Raw genomic sequence first — 20,182 nt, 5'->3', positions numbered from 1 at the left:
AAAAAAAGACAGAAGGTCTCACTCGTGATATTACGTGAGGGGCCTTCTTTTTTATGATTTTTTTAATTTTTGTAAGTTTCGCTGGAATGTTTTCGTTATAAAATTTTCATTTCTTTTGAAAATAATGTAAGATTTCATAAAATGTAATATAACAATACTATCTTGATGGAGGAAAATATGAAGAAATTATTGGCAAGCATTCTTATTATTAGCAGTGTAGTATTATACGGATGTCAAAATGAAGCAATAAGTGAAGATGAGTTGATTACTTTACTAAATTTAGATTTATTCGCACCATTTATTGAGAAAGATGATATAACATTAAAGATAATCAAGCACGTGGTGTGGAGTTAACATATGAAGGTGGAAAAGTCGTAATGACAGAAGTATTATCTTCTGGAGAACAATATGACGTCACAATCCGCCAACAATTTTATATTACGGGAGTAGAAAAAGAAGGACTTCGTGAGTTTGAATCAGTGTATCGTATGGAGTATAATAGTGAGACAGGAATATTTGAAGCGGTAGAGTTGATTGATGAAATTGAAATTTAAGATGAAGGAGTATGATATGTGGGTAAAAAAAATAAGAAAAATAAAAAGAAAATAAGTTTTCTAGATAAGGTAGAGTGGACAGTGGAAATTGTGGAAATACTTTCTTTACCAATCCGATTTATTCGTTCCATCATTCGAGGATTTACACATCTTTAAAAAATGAGCTTTCAGCATTTGACTGGAAGCTCATTTTTTATCCTTTTATAAAGGACAGAGTAGATACTTACTACTCCCACTTTAAGCAGAACGTTAATATGTTTGTTTTGGTGTCCAGTTTGCAAAGAAAATACCTGCAAATATAAAGACGCCACCTAATGCGACATACCAATAAATAGGCTCTTGTAATAGTATCCAACCGGATAAAACACCGAAGAATGGAGATAAAAATAAAAATGCACTCGTTTTACCTGGATCACCAATAGAAAGTAAGTAAAACCATATTGCAAATTGAACGACAGATGCCATAATTGCTAACCATAAAAGAATAAAGAGAGAAGAACTATTCACGACGAAAAAAGGCTCTTCTAAAATAAAACTAGCTAAAAATAAAATGATACCACCGAAGAGCATTTGATAGGCAGTCAATACCCACACATTAAATTTAGCTCCCCATGTTTTAATTAGTAACGTCCCGATAGCCCATGATACGGCAGAGAGAAAACCGAGTAATGTTCCTGTTTTAATAGAGACATGCGCTCCAAAAGTAATGAACACACCGATGAATCCTAGAACGACCCCGAACCATTGTAATCGCCGATAAGATAAACGTAAAAAAATAGTTCCGAAAATAATGACGAGCAATGGATTCATAAAGGTTAAAATCGACGATTCTCCGGCTGTAATCGTTTCCAAACTAACGAAAATACACCCCATCACTCCAGCTGTTTGAAAAAATCCGATTATAAAAATTTGTCCCCAATCGTACAACGTCTTTGGATGGGGCTTTTTTAAAATTATGACAGCAATGCCCATGACAATTCCAGCAATAGTAAAGCGGAGGGCGACAAGTAAGATTGGTGATGCATAAGCGAGGCCAATTTTACCAATTGCAAATGCAGAACCCATTAATGAAGTTGTTGCGACGACGAGTAGTGCGTATACGTATTTATTCATTGCAAGCTCCTTTATTAAGAAACATATATATTACATCTTAACGGAAAATTCTGAAAAAAGGAATGAGATGAAACGAAAAACATCTATATTCATTGTGTTTTATTTCAATCAAATGATGTCTGATCCAAATTAGAATTTCTTAATTTACTTGTCCAAGGTAATAAAAGGGAAATAATCCATCCGACTACAAACGCATTAATGAGTGTTCCAATCCCGATTGCACCACCGAATAAAAAAGCAATAATAACGAGAAGCACATTCATAATGGCACGTGATTTCGTGACAGACCAATTTAGTCTATTGGATAAAATCATCATGGAGCGATCCATTGGATTTGGAGCAATTTCGGATTGTAAATAAAAAGCCACACCGATTCCTGTTAAGAGAATACCGAGTAGTAAATAAACAATTTGCCCACCTAGCCCATGAGGAATGTATATATATTCTAAAATGAATAGCCAACTATCGATCCCAATTCCAGTGATAAAAGATGTAATGAGCGCGAAATATTCAGGGCGTTTTTGATCGAACAAAGCATTTCCGAGAACCATTGATGTACCTACAACGATTTCCCAACTTCCAATCGTTAATCCGAAAGTTCGGAATAATCCTACTAAAAGTGCATCGAATGGTGATGTTCCTAATAGAGAAAGAACGGATAAAGCAATCCCTAAAGTTAGAATAAGGAGGCCGAATAAATAAAAATGCAGTCCCTTTTTAAGTAATGTCATATGCATTCTCCTTCATATTAATACGACTCATCTTTACTATAAAAGAAAATGTCTTAAATATGTAATAATTCAACATAGCTAAAAAGTTTCTTCGTGCTATAATAATGTGTATAATTGAGTTATTGACTATTAAAGAGGTGTACGAGGTTGAGTATGTCTACTAATTATAATATGGAAAAACAAAGTATCGGAACTGTATTGCGAGATTTAAAGGCACTGGTAAAAGGTATTGTCTTGCTTGCAAATATATTACCGATTTTAAGTGGTTTTTGGTTAGCCCTTTATTTTAATAATGAATCTTTTCTTGATCATTTAGACAAATTTATCTTTATGACAATTGGTGGCACATTAGTAATGTCTGGTGCGTTAATTTTGAATAATTGGTATGAAGTAGATTTAGATAAGAAAATGGATAGAACGAAAGAAAGACCTACAGTAACAGGGAATTTCTCTATGAAAACAGTATTAACATTAGGAATTGTTAGTTCTGTGTTAGGACATGTTATTTTACTATTTACAACGTTTGAAGCATTTATATATGCCTTTATTGGTTGGTTTACGTATGTAGTGTTGTATACATTTTGGACGAAGCGTCGTTATACACTGAATACAGTTGTTGGAAGTGTATCTGGAGCAGTTACACCATTAATTGGTTGGGCGACGATTTCTTCTGCGTATCATATCGTACCGATTGTATTATTTATCATCTTATTTATATGGCAAATTCCACATACATTTGCGATTGCGATGCGCCGCCATGATGATTACAAGGCTGCCGGTGTACCGATGTTACCAGTAGCATATGGTTTTGAAGTAACAAAGCGTCAAAATGCAGTATATATTGCAGCACTTTTACCATTACCATTATTTTTAACTTCATTAGGCACATTTTTCGTTATTGTGATGTCCGTATTAAATATTATTTGGTTATGCATGGCGATTCGTGGATTGTTTAGAAAAGATGATATTCGCTATGCCAATTCAATGTTCTATTTTTCTTTAACATATTTAAGTATTGTTTTTGGATTAATGATTTTTATTACGTTATAAAATAGATGAGGTTCGAACGACTAAGTTTCTCATTTGGAAAACAGTCATGTTTATCAGGAAAAGATAAACAGGGCTGTTTTTTTATGGGAAATTGTACAAACAAAATATTGTATTCTTATGTAAAGAAATTAGTGAAAATTGCTCATGAAAAAGAGCATTAGTCGTTTTAAGAATGAAAAGGTAGTCATGAAGCAAATGTTATTCAAATTTTTTGTTGCACAGTTTGATAGTTTACTTACACTATTAATCATTTTAAATTTGGTTGCAATTATTTTAGCGTTAGTCTGTTACATCCTTTTTTGTCTTTTAAAATTATTCAAAAAGACTTATACTAAAACTATACAACTGTTTTCAGAAAGGAATTAACAGATGGAGCTAATTTATCAAGGAAAAACAAAAGATGTGTACAAGCTTGAAGATGGAAATATTCAACTAATGTTTAAGGACGATGTTACTGGCGAAGATGGAGTATTTGATCCAGGTGCCAATACGGTAGGATTAACTATTGATGGAGTTGGAAAATCAGGTTTAAAAATGACGACATACTTTTTCGAGAAATTACGAGAAAGAAATATTCCAACCCATTATATTAAAACGAATTTTGATGATGTTGCAATGATCGTAAAGGATGCGGAAATGTTCGGTAATGGGTTAGAAGTGATTTGTCGTTATCGTGCAGTTGGTAGCTTTTATCGTCGTTATGCAGCACTTTGTGAAGAAGGGCAAGCGTTAGATAGGTTTGTTGAAATAACAATTAAAGACGATGAACGCGGTGACCCTCCCATTTCGAAAGAAGCTTTAACAATGTTACATGTTGTGACAGAAGATGAATATGATCAAATTGTAACTTTAACGAAGGAAATTTCACAAATCGTTAAAGAAACATTAGCAGATAAAGGATTAGAATTATTTGATATAAAATTAGAATTCGGGCGTAATAAAGAGACGAAGGAAATTATGTTAATTGATGAAATTTCTGGCGGAAATATGCGTGTCTATGATAAAAATGGAACGTATATTGAGCCATTGCAATTAGAAACATACCTATTTTAAGATGAGAAAGCTATGTATATGAATAGGGGGTGGATGTAATGGATAAACAAACTGTCCAAACAGTTTTGCGCAATTATTTTCGCTTATTTCCAAATGCGGACTCTATCATTATTGCTGATCGACAAAAATATTTGTACTATGAACCGAGTGTTCATTTAGATTTACAAATAAAGCCTGGTGATTTATTACCGACAAAATCGATTACAAAAGAGGCAATGGATAAAGGATATCGTGTGAAGGAAGTGATTGAACACGAAGGAATACATATGTCCTATCGGGCAATTTCAGAACCGATTTTTATCGGAAAAGAAATCGTTGGAGCTATGACAGCTATTTATCCATTACATGCTACTACCCTTTATTTACCATATATCACGGTTCGAACGAAAGACCGCTGGGTGCCAATTCATTTAGATGATATCGTTTATTTGGAAGCATACAATCGAAAAACATCTATTTCTTCCATCGCTTATAAGGGCACACATCGTAACAATTTAACAGAAGTAGAGGCAAAATTACCTGCGGAAAACTTTCTACGTTGTCATCGATCCTACATTGTTAATTTACATCAAATAAAAGAAATTCATCCTGATTCACATTCCACTTTTATATTAAAAATGTCAAACGAAGAAAGAGTGCCTGTAAGTCAAAGCTACTCCAAAAGATTTCGTCAATTACTCGATTTTTGAAAACGCTTTAGTTGTTGGTGTGTAAAGGATGATGATGATAGTGGACTTTCAATGCATTTAGTGTCATAATAATTGTAGCTCAGTATAAATTAAAGCCCTTTCATGCAAAAACACATGAATGTTAGGCTGGAAATTGTTAAAATATATACAAAATGTAAATAATATTTTAAGAGGTGATTTTTCATGAGCGTTGATTTAAGCCAAAAGATTAGAAATAAAGATTTTTTAGACAAAGTTGTATCTGCTGAGGAAGCAGCTTCATGGATTGAAGATGGTATGAATTTAGGATTTAGTGGATTCACATTATTCGGTGAGCCGAAAGAGTTCCCATTAGCTTTATCAGAGCGTGGAAAGAAAGAAGATTTCAAAGTAAACTTATATACTGGGGCTTCATTAGGGCCAACTGCTGACCAATCAATGGCAGAAGCTGGAATTGTTAACTTACGTGTTCCTTATCAAGGAAATGCTGTAATGCGTAAAAGTATTAATGCTGGTGAAATGTTTTACATTGATCAACATTTATCTCATACAGCTGAAGAAGTACGTAAAGGTACTTTAGGGAATATTGATTATGCTGTTATTGAAGCAGCAGCTATTACAGAAGATGGATTAATTATTCCGACTGGTTCTGTTGGTAACTCTCCAATTTTCATTGAAAAAGCTGAAAACGTTATCGTAGAATTAAACTTAAATGCTCCGAAAGAGTATGAAGGTTTACACGATATTTATGTATTAGAAGAACAAGGTAAACGCCGTGAAATTCCTTTATATAGTACTGGAGAGCGTATTGGTGAAGTTGGAATTAAAGTAGATCCTGCAAAAGTAAAAGGGATCGTTTTATCTGAGCAACCAGATATTCCTTCTCCATTATTCGAACCAAACGAAGAAACACAACAAATCGCGGACAACTTATTAGACTTTTTCGCTGGAGAAGTAGAAGCTGGCCGTTTACCAAAATCATTAGCTCCGCTTCAGTCAGGTGTTGGTTCTGTAGCGAATGCTGTATTAAGTGGAATGAAAGATTCACAGTTTAAAGATATCGAAGTATACTCAGAAGTTTTACAAGACGGTATTTTCGATTTAATTGATGCTGGAGTTGTTAAGTTTGCATCTGCAACAGCATTCTCATTATCGAAAAAACGTGTGGAATCATTAGGAGAGGATTTAGCTAAATATAAAGAGCAAATCGTATTCCGACCACAAGAAGTTTCGAACCATCCAGAGATTATTCGTCGATTAGGTGTTATTTCATTCAATACTCCAATCGAAGTTGATATTTATGGAAACGTAAACTCTACACATGTAAGTGGTACACGTGTTATGAACGGTATCGGTGGATCAGGAGATTTTGCACGTAACGCACGTATTACAATTTTTGTTACTTCATCTCTTGCTAAAGGTGGAGACATTTCAACCATTGTTCCATTCGTATCTCACGTAGACCATACAGAGCACGATGTGGACGTTATCGTTACAGAGCAAGGTTATGCAGACATTCGTGGATTACCTCCTGTAAAGCGTGCTAGAAAAATTATCGAAAACTGTGCGAATCCTAAATATAAGCAGCAGTTATTAGATTACCTTGAGGAAGCAATTGAAAAAGTAGGTGGACATACTCCACATATGTTAGATAAAGCATTCTCATGGCATACAAACTTAAAAGAAAATGGAACAATGTTATTAGATGACAAAGTGAAAAACTAATTTTATTCCAACGAAAGAGGTTCAGGCAAAACGAGTCTCTTATCATGAAAAATGGTCATGTTTATCAAAAAAAGATAAACATGACCGTTTTTTGTTTCATAGCTTTATAATAATGGTGGGGAAATCAAATAAAGATGATTAAGCGTAATGCCTTTGGAGTTAAATGGTTAGATGGAAAATAATATGAAATCATCAACATAAAGAGAATGCATTCGGAATTATTTTATAACATTAAAAGTAAGGAAGCATAATAGTGGAAAAATAATATGTAGACTCACGAAGGAAAGCAACAGCTGTAAATTCACCTAGTAAGTTCGCGATAGCAAACTTACTAAGTTCGTAGACGCATGACCCACGGAAAGGATAATTTGTAGCGTGTATATTATGTATTGGATGAACAAAAAATACAGAAAATAATATGTAAACATAATTTGTAAGAGTCCAGATGCAAAAATTGATTCTTATAGACGTGATTATGTATATTAGTATTGGTCGAATACTTGTTGAATGTCTTTTACGGTTGTATAAGTTGTTAAGGCGAGCATTAATAAGATTCTAGCTTTTTGTGGCAATAAATTATCTGCATGGATGAATGCATCATCTCTGTATGGAGCAACATCCATCACACGTCCATTTCCAACCCGACTACTTCGAACGATAAACATTCCTTCTTTGGTTGCATTTCGTAATGAATCAAGTTCATCAGGGGAAACTAAACCAGCCCCAGTTCCAGCTGTGACGATACCAGAAAAATATTTGGATGCAATAATATAATCAATTAAATGGCCCGATGCACCGGCATAGGAGTATATGATTTCTACATTTTTAAATGTATCGAATTCAAGTTTTGAAAATTCAGATTCATATGTATGCTTTTTTACAGGCCTTCGATACATATGAACCTTTTTGTCGGGATCGATAAACCCTAAATAACCTAATTGACCGGAATGGAATGTTTCTAAACGATATGTATTTGTTTTTGTTACTTCCCGGGCGCAATTGATTTCATCATTTAAAACGACGAGTACTCCATATCCTTTTACTTCATCACTTGCCGCTACACGGACGGCTTGTAATAAGTTAGCATGTGCATCGGAACTAATAGCGCTGTAAGGACGTTGGGAACCAACAACGACAATTGGTTTATCTGTATCGACAGTTAAATGAAGGAAATAAGCAGTCTCCTCAATCGTGTTAGTCCCATGTGTTAGAACAATTCCATCATATAATTGGATATCGTGTTGAATTTTATTTCTAAGTTGGATCCAATGTTCTGTTTGAATAGCCGTACTACTTACACGAAGAAAAGATTCAAAAGAAACGTTAGCAATCGATGATAATTCTGGGATGTCTTTTAAATACGTTTCGCCAGTATATATTCCTGACGTATAATCTTTAAAATCTAATCGATCTTCACCAGCGGCAGAAATGGTTCCACCTAACTCAATTACTTTAATCTTTTTCATACGTGAGCCTCCTAATTAGTATGTTCCGAAACAGTATGTTCCAACCATGTTAATACATCATTATATACATCATCTTTATGTGTTTCGTTAATTAACTCATGACGTGCCCCGTGATATAATGTTAGTTTTACATCTGTACAACCGATAGCTTTGTAGTATTCATACGCTTTTTTAACGCCTTTTCCATGGTTGCCAACAGGATCAGCATCACCAGCGATGAAGTATATCGATAAGTCTTTAGGTGTTTTTTCAATCTCTTTTCTTTTATGGATGGTGTTGATGCCGTGTAATAAATCCGCGAAAAATCCACTAGTACAAATAAATCCACAATATTCATCTTCTATATATTGATTTACTACTGTTTCATCCCGGCTTAAAAAGTCGAATGACGTTTTAGGATGGTTATAATGTTTGTTGTAATTGCCAAAAATTAATTTATCCATTAACTTACTTGGTGTCCGGCGACCAATTCTTCGTTTTTCCATTTTAGCGATGATTTCTCCAATTTTGCCAATAATTCCTTGATCTCCACCTGTTCCACATAAAATAACCCCATCGATTTCATTTCCATACAATTGTATGTAACGTCTTGATAAAAATGACCCCATACTATGACCAAATAAAATGATTGGTATATTTGGATAGTCTTGTTTTATCTTTTGTGTTAGTTCGTGCATATCTGAAGTAACACGATGGAAACCATCCTCATCCGCAAAATAACCTTTGTCGTCAGGAGCAATGATGTTCCCACCATGTCCACGATGGTCATTTCCGATAACAGTATAGTTATTTTCGGTTAAAAAGGTTGCGAAATGGTCATAGCGTAAAATATGTTCTGCCATACCATGGGCGATCTGAATAATCGCTTTTGGAGACTGATGCTCATTTTCCCATTTGAACGTGTTGATAGTTGTCCCATCTGATGTGATGAAATCATAATTTGTACGAATCATATAGAATTCCTCCTCGTTTGGAAAAGCAATAATGTTCGTTAGTGTAGGAAGAAATGAAAGTATTTGTAAAGCAGGTTGCAACTCATTTTAAGTATACTTCGATTCTACTTTCAGTATTTCCGCATATACCACTAACTATGTTTGCAAATATTTCATTCAACTTATTCGGTTTAAATTACCAATTTCTTTCGCTACCTTTATCATACAGGTATTCACAAAAAATTGAAAATGAATAAATCGGTATATTTATACAACTATATTGCATAAATAGAAAGTGATGTTTCCATAAATATGTATAAAATTATTAAAAATAATGAAAAAACTTATAAATATACTATTGATTTTATTTTTATACACTGTATAATAGTATTTGTTACGAAAAATAATTAGGAGAGTGGATATGAAATGAAAGTAGCAGTTATTGGAGCAACGGGATATGGTGGAGCTGAATTAGTACGAATTTTACACCGACATCCTAAAGTATCTATTCACTCGATTCATGCAACAAGTATGCATGGTGAAAAACTAAGTACGGTTTTTCCTCATATGCAACATTTTATACAAGATACATTAGAAGAAGCAGATTTAGATCAATTAGCGAAAGAAGTAGATATTGTATTTACTGCAACACCTTCAGGGGTAGCGAAGAATATTGCTCCAGTATTAGTAGAAAAAGGTGTGAAGGTGATAGATTTATCAGGAGATTTTCGAATAAAAAATCGTGAAATATATAAAGAATGGTACAAAATACATGCTGCAGAACAAGAGAAATTAAATCAATCAGTATATGGATTAACAGAATGGGTAGAAGAAGATTTACAAAAAGCGAATCTCATTGCAAATCCTGGATGTTTTCCAACAGCGGTGCTGCTCGGTTTAGCACCTTTAGTAAAAGAAGGAATCATTGATGAAAATATGATTATTATCGATGCGAAAACAGGTGTAAGTGGAGCAGGAAAAAATGCATCGCAAGGTACCCATTTTCCAGAGATAAATGACAACTTGAAAATATATAAAGTACATGAACATCAACATACACCAGAAATCGAAGAACAATTACAAAACTGGAATGCTAACATCGGTCCAGTAACATTCACTACACATTTAGCACCTATGACAAGAGGAATTATGGCGACGATGTACTTAACAGCGAAAGAGTCAACTACAACGAAGGAATTAACAGAGTTATTTCAGAAACAATACAAAGATAATCATTTTATACGTATTCAAGAAGGAAGGTTTCCGAGTACAAAGGAAGTATCTGGCTCAAATTTTTGCGACATTGCAGTTGCATATGATGAACGAACGAAACGAATTACGGTCGTTTCTGTTATCGATAATTTAGTAAAAGGTGCTTCAGGGCAAGCGGTACAAAATATGAATAAAATGCTCGGATTTGATGAACATGAAGGAATAGACTTTATGCCATTATTTCCGTAATAAGGAGTAATGACAATGAAATATATAAAGAATGGAAATATTACAACACCGAAAGGATTTCAAACAGCTGGAATCCATGCAGGATTAAAAAGGAAGCGAAAAGATTTGGGGGTCATCGTTTGTGATACGGTCGCAGATGCTGCAGCAGTTTATACATTAAATCAAATCCAAGCAGCACCGATTACGGTAACGAAGGAAACGGTGAAAAAAGCGAATAAAATTCAAGCGGTTATTGTAAATAGCGGCAATGCAAATGCTTGTACAGGAAATCAAGGGATGCAAGATGCATATGAAATGCAAAAAGTAACAGCAGATACATTTCATGTTCAACAAGAACATGTAGCAGTGGCATCTACAGGTGTGATCGGTGAATATTTACCGATGGAGAAAATTACAACGAACATCCCAAATTTAATCATAAATAATCAAACTGAAAGTGCAACAGACTTTGGAGAAGCAATTTTAACGACAGACACTTTTTCAAAAAGTACTTGTTATGAAACGACGATCGATGGAAAGACGATTACGATGGCAGGCGCTGCAAAAGGTTCAGGGATGATTGAGCCTAATATGGGAACGATGCTAGGTTTCATTACGACAGATGCAAACATTTCAGGTGAATGGTTGGATATAGCATTAAAAGAAGCAGTAGATAAAACATTTAATTGTATTACAGTAGATGGTGACACGTCGACAAATGATATGGTTATCGTATTAGCGAGTGGACTACAAGAAAATGAGCCATTAACAAATGCACATGAAGATTGGTCAACATTCGTAACAATACTTACGAAAACATGTGAAGACTTAGCGAAAAAAATTGCTCAAGATGGAGAAGGGGCAACAAAGTTAATTGAGGTAGAGGTACAAGGTGCGGAGACAGAAGAAGATGCTAAAAAGATTGCAAAAGCGATTGTCGGATCTTCCCTAGTAAAAACAATGGTATATGGAAATGATGCAAACTGGGGGAGAGTCATTGCAGCGGTCGGCTATAGTGGAGTAGACATTCATCCAGAAACAATTGATATGAAAATCGGTTCTATTCCATTATTACAGAATAGTGAACCTCTTCCATTCTCAGAGGAAGCAGCAACAGCATACTTACAAAATGAACATATTGTCATCCAAGTAAATATTCATAAAGGAAATGCTAATGGAAAAGCGTGGGGATGTGACCTCACATATGATTACGTGAAAATAAATGCGAGTTATAGAACGTAAAACATAGAAAGGGGAAAAATAAAAATGTTGGATAATATTATCGTATTAAAATGTGGAGGTAGTTCGATCGATGAACTATCAGATAGTTTTTTTGATAATGTGCAATCGTTAATCAACCAAGGAGTTCATCCGGTAATCGTTCATGGAGGTGGTCCAGCTATTCAAAGTATGTTAGAAAAATTAAATCTACAGTTTGAATTTATTGATGGACTACGAAAAACAACGGATGAGATGATGGATGTGGTAGAAATGGTTTTAACAGGTAGCGTAAATCCAACATTGTCCCGCCGTTTAAATGACCATAGCATTAATGCTGTCGGTATTTCAGGTGCAGACATGAATGTACTCGAAGCGACACCACTAGATTATGACAAATATGGGTTAGTTGGTGAAGTGAGCAATGTAAATGTAGAAGTACTCCATGATTTAATGAGCAAAAATATCGTTCCAGTCATTTCGCCAATTGCATATGGAAAAGACGGAAATAAATATAATATTAATGCAGATACAGCAGCAGGTGCAGTTGCAGCTGCATTAAATGCGAAACAATTAATTTTTGTGACAGATGTACCAGGTATCTTACAAGATGGAGAATTATTAGAAGAAGTGACAACTGAAACAGTAGAAAAACTAATCCAAAATAATACGATTTTCGGTGGGATGATTCCGAAAGTAAAAGCAGCAATGAAAGGATTAAAACATAATGTTTCAGAAGTGATGATTGTAAATGGGAAAAAATCAAAGATGAAAAATAAAAATACATTAGCAGGGACGACGATAAAAAATACTAAAATAGCGGTCGTAACAGCGTAGGAGAGATAAAAATGGCATTGTTTCCGACATATAATAGATTTCCATTATCTGTACAAAGTGCGACAGGTGCTGAAATAACAGATATACATGGGAAAACGTATTTAGACTTTGGCTCAGGTATCGGAGTATGTAATTTAGGCCATTGTCATCCAATTGTACAAAAGGCAGTTGAAAAGCAGTTACATTTATATTGGCACACATCTAATTTATATGAAAACCCAATTCAATCAAAAGTAGCAGCACAAATTACGACACATAGTCATGGAGATTATGTGTTCTTCTGTAATAGTGGTGCAGAAGCAAATGAAGCAGCAATTAAATTGGCACGCAAAGCAACAGGAAAAGAAAAAATTATTACATTCCAACAATCATTCCACGGACGAACGTTTGCAACAATGGCTGCGACAGGACAAGAAAAAGTACGTGAAGGTTTTGGGACAATGTTGGAAAAATTTGCGTATGCAACATTTAATAATCTAGCATCTGTAGAACAATTAATCGATGAAAATACCGCTGCTGTCATGGTCGAAGTTGTGCAAGGAGAAGGTGGAGTACACCCAGCAGACCATGAATTTATGGAAGGTGTAGCAACATTATGTAAGGAAAACAATATATTGCTGATCGTCGATGAAATTCAAACTGGCATTGGACGTACTGGAAAGAAATTCGGTTTTGAACATTATCAAATTGAACCAGATATTTTCACATTAGCAAAAGGGTTAGGAAATGGATTACCAGTAGGTGCGATGGTTGCTAAAGCAGCTTATAAAGACGATTTTGGTCCTGGATCGCACGGTTCTACCTTTGGTGGAAATCCACTTGCAATGGCTTCTGCAAATGCGGTATTACAGATAGTATTTGAAGATACGTTTATAGATGAAGTGGAAGCGAAAGCAACATATTTACAAGAAAAATTGGAAAAAGAAATCGCACCATTGGCATCTGTCCAAGCAATTCGTCAAAAAGGAATGATGGTCGGTATCGATTGTCATAAAAGTGTTGCTCCTATCGTGACACAGTTATTAGATAAAGGATTGCTCGTTTTACTTGCAGGTGATACGGTCGTTCGACTGTTACCACCGCTTATTGTGACAGAAGCGCAAATGGACGAAGCGATTGAACTACTAAAAGAAACATTAGCGACATTTTAATAGACAGTTTCAAAATACGGGGAGGCTATTTTTATGCCTAAGAAAACAGACATGAACAAAATATTAGTAATCGGTTCTGGGCCTATTACGATTGGGCAAGCAGCAGAATTTGATTATGCAGGGACACAAGCTTGCTTAACATTAAAGGAAGAAGGATACGAGGTCGTTTTACTTAACAATAATCCAGCAACAATTATGACAGATGAACATATTGCACATAAAGTATATTTCGAACCTTTAACGATAAAAAGTATTGTTGCAATCATCGAGAAGGAACAGCCAGACGCAATGCTCGTGTCTGTTAGCGGCCAAACAGGATTAAATTTAGCTTTTTCTTTATACGAACAAAATATTTTTGAAAAATATCATATCGAAGTGCTTGGTACTCCTATTGAAGCAATTATGGAAGGGGAAGACCGAGAAAAATTCCGTACATTAATGCAAAAGATTGATGAGCCGATTCCAGAAAGTGCCATTGTTGAAACATTAGAAGATGGTTTGGCATTTACAAATGAAGTGGGATATCCAATAATTGTTCGTCCGGCATACACTTTAGGTGGTTCTGGAGGAGGAATTGCTAAAGGTGAAAATGCATTTACGACATTTATGACACGTGGACTACGTGCGAGCCCAATTGGGCAATGTTTGATTGAAAAAAGTATTGCTGGTTGGAAAGAAATTGAAATGGAAGTAGTTCGTGATAAAAAAGACCAAGCGGTCGTCGTTTGTCATATGGAAAATATTGATCCTGTTGGAGTTCATACAGGAGATTCTGTTGTCGTAAGCCCGATTCAAACATTGCAACAACGAGATATTGAAAAACTGAAAGCAGCATCTTTAAAAATCGTCCGTGCAATTGGTATTATTGGGGCATGTAATGTGCAATTAGCATTTGATCCATTAACGAAAAATTATATTGTTATTGAAATTAACCCGCGTGTAAGCCGTTCAAGCGCACTGGCATCTAAAGCAACAGGCTATCCAATTGCTAAAATTGCAACGAAATTAAGCATTGGGTATACATTAGATGAAATTTTTGATGCACAAAGAAAGGTAACATTGGAAAAATATGAACCAGTGTTAGATTATACAGTGGTGAAGTTCCCGAGCTGGCCATTTGAAAAGTTTGTAACAGCAGACCGTAAATTAGGCACACAAATGAAAGCGACAGGGGAAGTCATGGCTATTGAAAAAACAATCATTGCTAGCTTGCATAAAGCAATTCGATCGCTTGAATTAAAAATGGATGGATTAACCCTACAAAGCATAGAACATTATGATACGATTCAATTAAAAAAACTCGTTCATCATACGGATGATCGTCGCTTTTTTGTATTATTAGAGCTAATTCGTCGTGGTGTTCCCATTACGGCAATCCATGCAGCGACAAAAATCGATAACTATTTCTTACAAGCGATGGAAACGTTAGTCGTATTAGAGGAAAAAGCAAAAACAAGTACCATGGAGATGGTGGAGAAAGAACAATTGCTAGCATGGAAGCAAGCCGGATTTTTAGATGAACAATTAGCAACATGGTGGAATGTGTCCGTTCAAGCAGTTGCAAATAAACGGAAAGAATTAGCAATTACACCAGTTTATGATGCTGTGCGAGCTTTTTCTGAACAAGAAGATGAAGAAGCATTATATTATTATGCAACGTGGCAAGCGGACGATACAGATGAAATTATAGAGAAAAAAGAAAAGGTCGTTATCGTCGGAAGTGGCCCAATTCGTATTGGGCAAGGGGTTGAATTTGATTATTGCTCTGTACAAGGAGTAAAAGCATTGCAAATGTTAGGCTATGAAACCATTTTAATTAATAATAACCCTTCTACTGTAAGTACAGACTATGAATTTGCCGATAAACTGTATATTGAACCGTTAACAGCAGAAGATGTTTATCGAGTGATGCAACGAGAGGGAACGAATAAGGTAATTGTTCAATTTGGAGGGCAAACAGCGATTAATTTAGTGGAAGGACTAGAAGCATATGGTGTCCATATTCTCGGTTCATCTATGGAAACAATTGATACGTTAGAAGATCGTGATTTATTTTACCAATATGTCCAACAACTTGATATCCCACATATTCCAGGATTGATTGCGAAAGATGAAACAGAATTATATGAGAAAGCAGCTGAAATTGGTTATCCCGTTTTAGTGCGCCCATCCTATGTAATTGGTGGGCAAGGAATGGCAACTATTGAAAATGAAAAAGCATTGAAAAAATATGTCCATTATTATTTACAAGGAACTACATCATATCCCATTTTAATAGATGCATTTTATCCAGGGAAAGAAATAGAAGTGGACGTCGTGACAGATGGAGAAAATATTTTTATCCCAGCGATTTTTGAACATATTGAAAAAGCAGGTGTCCATTCAGGGGATAGTATGGCAGTGACACCACCTATTACACTAGATGAAACAACGAAACAATTAGTTGTACAATATGCAGAAAAAATAGCACAAGGCATTACGTTTAAAGGGATTTTTAATATTCAATTCGTTTTATATGACGGTGTTTTATATGTGTTAGAAGTGAATCCACGTGCGTCAAGAACCGTTCCAGTAATTAGTAAAGTAACGGGAGTGAATATGATCGAGTTAGCGACAAAATTATTACTAGGTACATCCTTACAATCACTCGTTGGAGATGAAAAAATATTACGTGAAAATAAATTTTACACGTTGAAAGCTCCTGTTTTTTCATCACAAAAATTACCTGGGGTCGATCCTATTCTCGTACCAGAAATGAAATCGACAGGAGAAATTATTGCTATTGGGAAAACGTACGGTGAAAGTTTGCGTAAAGCATTTATTTGGAATGAACAGTTAGAAAATACATTCCAACAAACTGGTAAAGAGTTATATATCGCGTCACCAATAGAAACAATTGATATGGAAACATTAATACAAAATGGATCAATGACAACTGTCGAATTTGAAGAAGATGTTTCATTTGAAACAGTTGAAAATTGGTTGAAAGAGCAAACATCCATCGTTTTATTTAGTAATGAAGAGAATAGTGTATTACGTGAACGTGCGATTGAATATAATGTTCTCGTGTTATCAAGTGAAGCAACTTTAGAAGCATTTTTGCAAATGGAAAATAACTGTCCAGAGGTGTGGGCATTACAACAAGAAGAAGGAACGAATGTAAAGGAAGTGGTGTTACAATGAGTGCAGTAAAAACAGCAAAAAAAACCATTCAACAATTAAAAGGTAGAGATTTTCTACAAATTAGCGATTTTACGAAGGAGGAACTTACTGCGTTAATCGAATTCGCATTAGAACTAAAAACTGCGCAGAAAAATGGCGAAGAACATCATTATTTAAAAGGAAAAACGTTAGCGATGATTTTTGAAAAGTCCTCAACGAGAACACGTGTCTCTTTTGAAACGGGCATGTTCCAATTAGGTGGGCACGCACAATTTTTAAGTTCGCGAGACATGCAGCTAGGAAACGGCGAAACCATTCATGATACTGCAAAAGTATTATCGAGATTTGTGGATTGTATCATGATTCGTACTTTTGGTCATGATATCGTTGAAGAGTTAGCAGAACATGCATCCATTCCGATTATTAATGGTTTAACAGATGATGCACATCCATGCCAAGTATTAGCTGATTTAGTCACCATTTATGAGAAAAAAGGTACATTTTCTGGATTGAAATTTGCCTATATTGGCGATGGCAATAATATGACACATTCATTAATGATGGGGTGTGCAACGATGGGCATCGACTGCTATGTCGCTGTACCAAAAGGAAATGAAGTAAGTGAAAAAGTATTACAAGAGGCAAAAGAAATAGCTGCAAATAATAATGCAACAGTCGTTCAAACATATGATCCTGTAGAAGCGGTAAAAGATGCAGATATTATTTACACAGATGTTTGGGCGAGTATGGGTTGGGAAGGTGACAAAGAAGCACGTGTTAAAGAGTTTGCTAATTATCAAGTAAATGATGCACTTGTCGCACATGCGAAAGACGATTATTTATTCATGCATTGTTTACCAGCAATCCGTGAAGAAGAAGTAACAGCTTCTGTCATTGATGGAAAAAACTCTATCGTTTTTGACCAAGCTGAGAACCGACTCCACGCACAAAAGGCTATTTTGGCTGCGATCGTTTAATATCAAATATGAAATGAAGGACAAAACTTTTTCGTTTTGTCCTTTTTTAAAGGCTATAAAGGTACTCCCTACCACAGTGCTATTTACGGTGGTATAGCGTAGACAATGAAAAGGACAAGGGATGTTCAATTGTATGTGCAGCCTTTATGAAAGGATGCACATACAATCAAAATTTACCTCGTCCAATTTCTGTTACGATTTTATAATAAACCGATCCATTGCCAATATGTTGCACTAAATAGGATAATTAATAAATAACCGATAATGGTAATAGGGATCCCTGACTTAAGAAATTGTTTGGTTGTAAACGCTCCGGTACCGTATGCCAACATATTTTGTGGTGCATTGATAGGTAGTAAGAAACCAAAACTGATAACGAACTGCATAATTAATACTAGCCCTGGTCCATTGAATGCTGTTTCTCCCATACCGACGACTAGTGCAATTACAATTGGAATAAAAGCAGATGCCAAACTGGTTGCACTTGCAAAACCTAAGTGAATTAAAATATTAAACAGTGCTAAAACAGCAATCATCATTACTAACGGCATAGTAGTTAGACCAATTGCTTCAAATGATTTTTCCGATAACCAAGATGCCCCGTTAGTTGCGAGTAACACTTGTCCCATTGAAATACCTGTGGCAAAGACAATAAGTGTTCCCCACGCTATTTTAGGTTGTACCTCCGCCCAAGAAAAAATCCCTATTTTTGGTATGAACATATATGCTAATGCAATAATTGTTACGGTCGTTGAATCAAATGGATGAATGATCCCTTCTGTGGACCAGAAAAATAATAAAAAAAGGGACACAATAATAAGTCGTTTTTCTTTTATTGTCATCGCACCTAATGCTTTTAATTGCTCTTTTATATCGCCTTTTCCTTCTAAATTGGATTCGTCGATTTTAATTAATCTTGTCATGACGAAGTATAACACAACAGACATGATTATTGCCCAAGGTGCTGCATATAGGAACCAAGCTCCCCATGAGAAGTCAATCCCAAATTCTGATTCCATAAATCCTAAAGCAACCATGTTTTGGGCGGCGGCTGTTTTAATTCCAATATTCCAAATAGAAATGGACTGTACGGCGGTAATCATCAGCAGGGCAGATAATTTGCTGTCTTTTGCTAAACCAAATGCTGCAGTCATTCCTAATAAAATAGGAACTAACGTACCTGCACGAGCAGTTGCACTTGGAACAAATAACGCTAATACAAAGCTAACCAAAATAGTTCCAATGACAAGTCTACCTGGTGCGGTTCCTACTTTTGACATAATGTAAAGTGCAATTCGTTTATGTAAACCAGTTAGCTCCATCGCTGTTGCTAGTACAAGCGCTCCGGCAACCAATAAAAGTGCTGTTGAACTGAATCCTCCAATTGACATGACTAACGCATCTTTTGTACCAAGGAGTTCAGCTGGATTTTCCATATCTGGAGCAAGTCCTACTAGCACTGTTAATAGTGCTACGATAAATATGGCACTTACTGGATATGACACTGCTTCTGTTACCCATAAAATAACAGCAAATGCTAATACGGCAAGTGCCCGTTGACCTGCAACAGGAAGTGACTCGGGGTTAGGTAATAAAACAATAATGACAAGCACTACAAAAGCTGCAATTAATGCAAAACTCTTTTTTTTATTCATGTGTTTTCCCTCCAATAATGAATTTCTAAATCAATTACATGATCATCCGCTTGTTTATATTCATTTGATAATGACAGTAAAATTATACCCCTTGCTAAACACGATAAAACACTTATTATTGTGACAAATTATTTAAAATTGATGAACGAATTACTTGTTATCGTGACTGAATTTTACCCGAAGTGCATTAATTAATACGGCACAATATGATTTCCAATTAGTGTTCGGACGATTGTTCGAACTTATGTTTATCTAGGGAAAAGATTTCTATCCTAACTGAGATTGTGAACGATGATATTTTATTCCCGTTTGGAACATTTAGTAAAAGACATTAAATACTACGTTGAAGCTATACAAGTTTTAACTGGAAAATAAGATGTAATCTACGAATTTTAAAGTAAAATAAAAAATGAATACGTAATAGTCAAAATAAAGAAGCCACGTACTAAA

The 20,182-nt window shown here is 35.2% G+C and carries 18 protein-coding genes; 13 read left to right on the top strand and 5 right to left on the bottom strand.

Going from position 1 to position 20,182, the window contains the following annotated elements; translation table 11 throughout:
• Nucleotides 1-177: 177 nt before the first annotated feature.
• From WKT09_RS09760 to WKT09_RS09750, 3 genes are read left to right on the top strand one after another with little or no spacing between them, the layout of a single operon-like run.
• Nucleotides 178-354, top strand: coding sequence for a hypothetical protein (locus tag WKT09_RS09760; RefSeq protein WP_340415848.1), 177 nt, complete (start codon nucleotides 178-180; stop codon nucleotides 352-354).
• 23 nt (nucleotides 355-377) lie between these two features.
• Entirely contained in the window at nucleotides 378-554 is a 177-nt protein-coding gene (locus WKT09_RS09755) for a hypothetical protein (RefSeq protein WP_340415847.1), read from the top strand.
• Nucleotides 555-572: 18 nt separating this feature from the next.
• Nucleotides 573-710, top strand: coding sequence for a hypothetical protein (locus WKT09_RS09750; RefSeq protein WP_340415846.1), 138 nt, complete (start codon nucleotides 573-575; stop codon nucleotides 708-710).
• Nucleotides 711-803: 93 nt separating this feature from the next.
• Here WKT09_RS09750 and WKT09_RS09745 read toward each other — a convergent pair whose 3' ends face one another.
• Both WKT09_RS09745 and WKT09_RS09740 read right to left on the bottom strand, forming a co-directional pair.
• Nucleotides 804-1,667 (bottom strand): DMT family transporter, encoded by an 864-nt coding sequence (locus tag WKT09_RS09745; protein WP_340415844.1) that lies wholly within the window; start codon nucleotides 1,665-1,667, stop codon nucleotides 804-806.
• A 104-nt stretch (nucleotides 1,668-1,771) separates the two neighbouring features.
• Nucleotides 1,772-2,398 (bottom strand): YczE/YyaS/YitT family protein, encoded by a 627-nt coding sequence (locus tag WKT09_RS09740; RefSeq protein ID WP_340415843.1) that lies wholly within the window; start codon nucleotides 2,396-2,398, stop codon nucleotides 1,772-1,774.
• Between the two features lie 153 nt (nucleotides 2,399-2,551).
• On the opposite strand from WKT09_RS09740, the gene cyoE reads away from it, so the two are divergent.
• The 4 genes from cyoE (at nucleotide 2,552) to WKT09_RS09720 (ending at nucleotide 6,894) form a co-directional block, all read left to right on the top strand.
• Complete coding sequence (gene cyoE / locus WKT09_RS09735; RefSeq protein ID WP_340415842.1) at nucleotides 2,552-3,448, top strand: heme o synthase; 897 nt, start codon at nucleotides 2,552-2,554, stop codon at nucleotides 3,446-3,448.
• Between the two features lie 369 nt (nucleotides 3,449-3,817).
• The gene (locus WKT09_RS09730) at nucleotides 3,818-4,501 is read left to right on the top strand and encodes a phosphoribosylaminoimidazolesuccinocarboxamide synthase (protein WP_340415841.1); all 684 of its coding nucleotides are present in this window, start codon (nucleotides 3,818-3,820) and stop codon (nucleotides 4,499-4,501) included.
• Between the two features lie 38 nt (nucleotides 4,502-4,539).
• Nucleotides 4,540-5,190 carry a LytTR family DNA-binding domain-containing protein gene (locus tag WKT09_RS09725; RefSeq protein ID WP_340415840.1) on the top strand — a complete coding sequence of 217 codons (651 nt, stop codon included), beginning with the start codon at nucleotides 4,540-4,542 and terminating at the stop codon, nucleotides 5,188-5,190.
• A 183-nt stretch (nucleotides 5,191-5,373) separates the two neighbouring features.
• The gene (locus WKT09_RS09720; protein WP_340415839.1) at nucleotides 5,374-6,894 is read left to right on the top strand and encodes a succinate CoA transferase; all 1,521 of its coding nucleotides are present in this window, start codon (nucleotides 5,374-5,376) and stop codon (nucleotides 6,892-6,894) included.
• 482 nt (nucleotides 6,895-7,376) lie between these two features.
• Here the strand turns inward: WKT09_RS09720 and WKT09_RS09715 are convergent, their stop codons facing one another.
• Both WKT09_RS09715 and WKT09_RS09710 read right to left on the bottom strand, forming a co-directional pair.
• Complete coding sequence (locus WKT09_RS09715) at nucleotides 7,377-8,360, bottom strand: asparaginase (protein WP_340415838.1); 984 nt, start codon at nucleotides 8,358-8,360, stop codon at nucleotides 7,377-7,379.
• 11 nt (nucleotides 8,361-8,371) lie between these two features.
• The gene (locus tag WKT09_RS09710) at nucleotides 8,372-9,313 is read right to left on the bottom strand and encodes an alpha/beta hydrolase (RefSeq protein WP_340415837.1); all 942 of its coding nucleotides are present in this window, start codon (nucleotides 9,311-9,313) and stop codon (nucleotides 8,372-8,374) included.
• Nucleotides 9,314-9,718: 405 nt separating this feature from the next.
• Here WKT09_RS09710 and argC point away from each other — a divergent pair, with 405 nt between their 5' ends.
• The 6 genes from argC to argF are packed head-to-tail and all read left to right on the top strand — an operon-like array spanning nucleotide 9,719 to nucleotide 18,077.
• Nucleotides 9,719-10,753 carry an N-acetyl-gamma-glutamyl-phosphate reductase gene (argC, locus tag WKT09_RS09705; protein WP_340415836.1) on the top strand — a complete coding sequence of 345 codons (1,035 nt, stop codon included), beginning with the start codon at nucleotides 9,719-9,721 and terminating at the stop codon, nucleotides 10,751-10,753.
• 15 nt (nucleotides 10,754-10,768) lie between these two features.
• The gene (gene argJ / locus WKT09_RS09700) at nucleotides 10,769-11,974 is read left to right on the top strand and encodes a bifunctional ornithine acetyltransferase/N-acetylglutamate synthase (protein ID WP_340415835.1); all 1,206 of its coding nucleotides are present in this window, start codon (nucleotides 10,769-10,771) and stop codon (nucleotides 11,972-11,974) included.
• 27 nt (nucleotides 11,975-12,001) lie between these two features.
• Entirely contained in the window at nucleotides 12,002-12,787 is a 786-nt protein-coding gene (argB, locus tag WKT09_RS09695; RefSeq protein ID WP_340415872.1) for an acetylglutamate kinase, read from the top strand.
• Between the two features lie 11 nt (nucleotides 12,788-12,798).
• A complete protein-coding gene (locus WKT09_RS09690; RefSeq protein WP_340415834.1) occupies nucleotides 12,799-13,938 on the top strand; it encodes an acetylornithine transaminase in 1,140 nt (379 codons plus the stop codon).
• Between the two features lie 33 nt (nucleotides 13,939-13,971).
• The gene (locus tag WKT09_RS09685) at nucleotides 13,972-17,121 is read left to right on the top strand and encodes a carbamoyl phosphate synthase large subunit (protein ID WP_340415833.1); all 3,150 of its coding nucleotides are present in this window, start codon (nucleotides 13,972-13,974) and stop codon (nucleotides 17,119-17,121) included.
• Nucleotides 17,118-18,077, top strand: coding sequence for an ornithine carbamoyltransferase (argF, locus tag WKT09_RS09680; protein WP_340415832.1), 960 nt, complete (start codon nucleotides 17,118-17,120; stop codon nucleotides 18,075-18,077). The genes WKT09_RS09685 and argF overlap by 4 nt, the downstream gene beginning before the upstream one ends.
• A gap of 200 nt (nucleotides 18,078-18,277) precedes the next feature.
• Here the strand turns inward: argF and WKT09_RS09675 are convergent, their stop codons facing one another.
• Nucleotides 18,278-19,732, bottom strand: coding sequence for a DASS family sodium-coupled anion symporter (locus tag WKT09_RS09675; RefSeq protein WP_340415831.1), 1,455 nt, complete (start codon nucleotides 19,730-19,732; stop codon nucleotides 18,278-18,280).
• Nucleotides 19,733-20,182 lie beyond the last annotated feature (450 nt).

Source organism: Pseudogracilibacillus sp. ICA-222130 (assembly GCF_037892545.1).
In the GTDB taxonomy this organism is placed as follows: domain Bacteria; phylum Bacillota; class Bacilli; order Bacillales; family Amphibacillaceae; genus Pseudogracilibacillus.
This window is presented reverse-complemented; position numbering and strand designations above follow the sequence as displayed.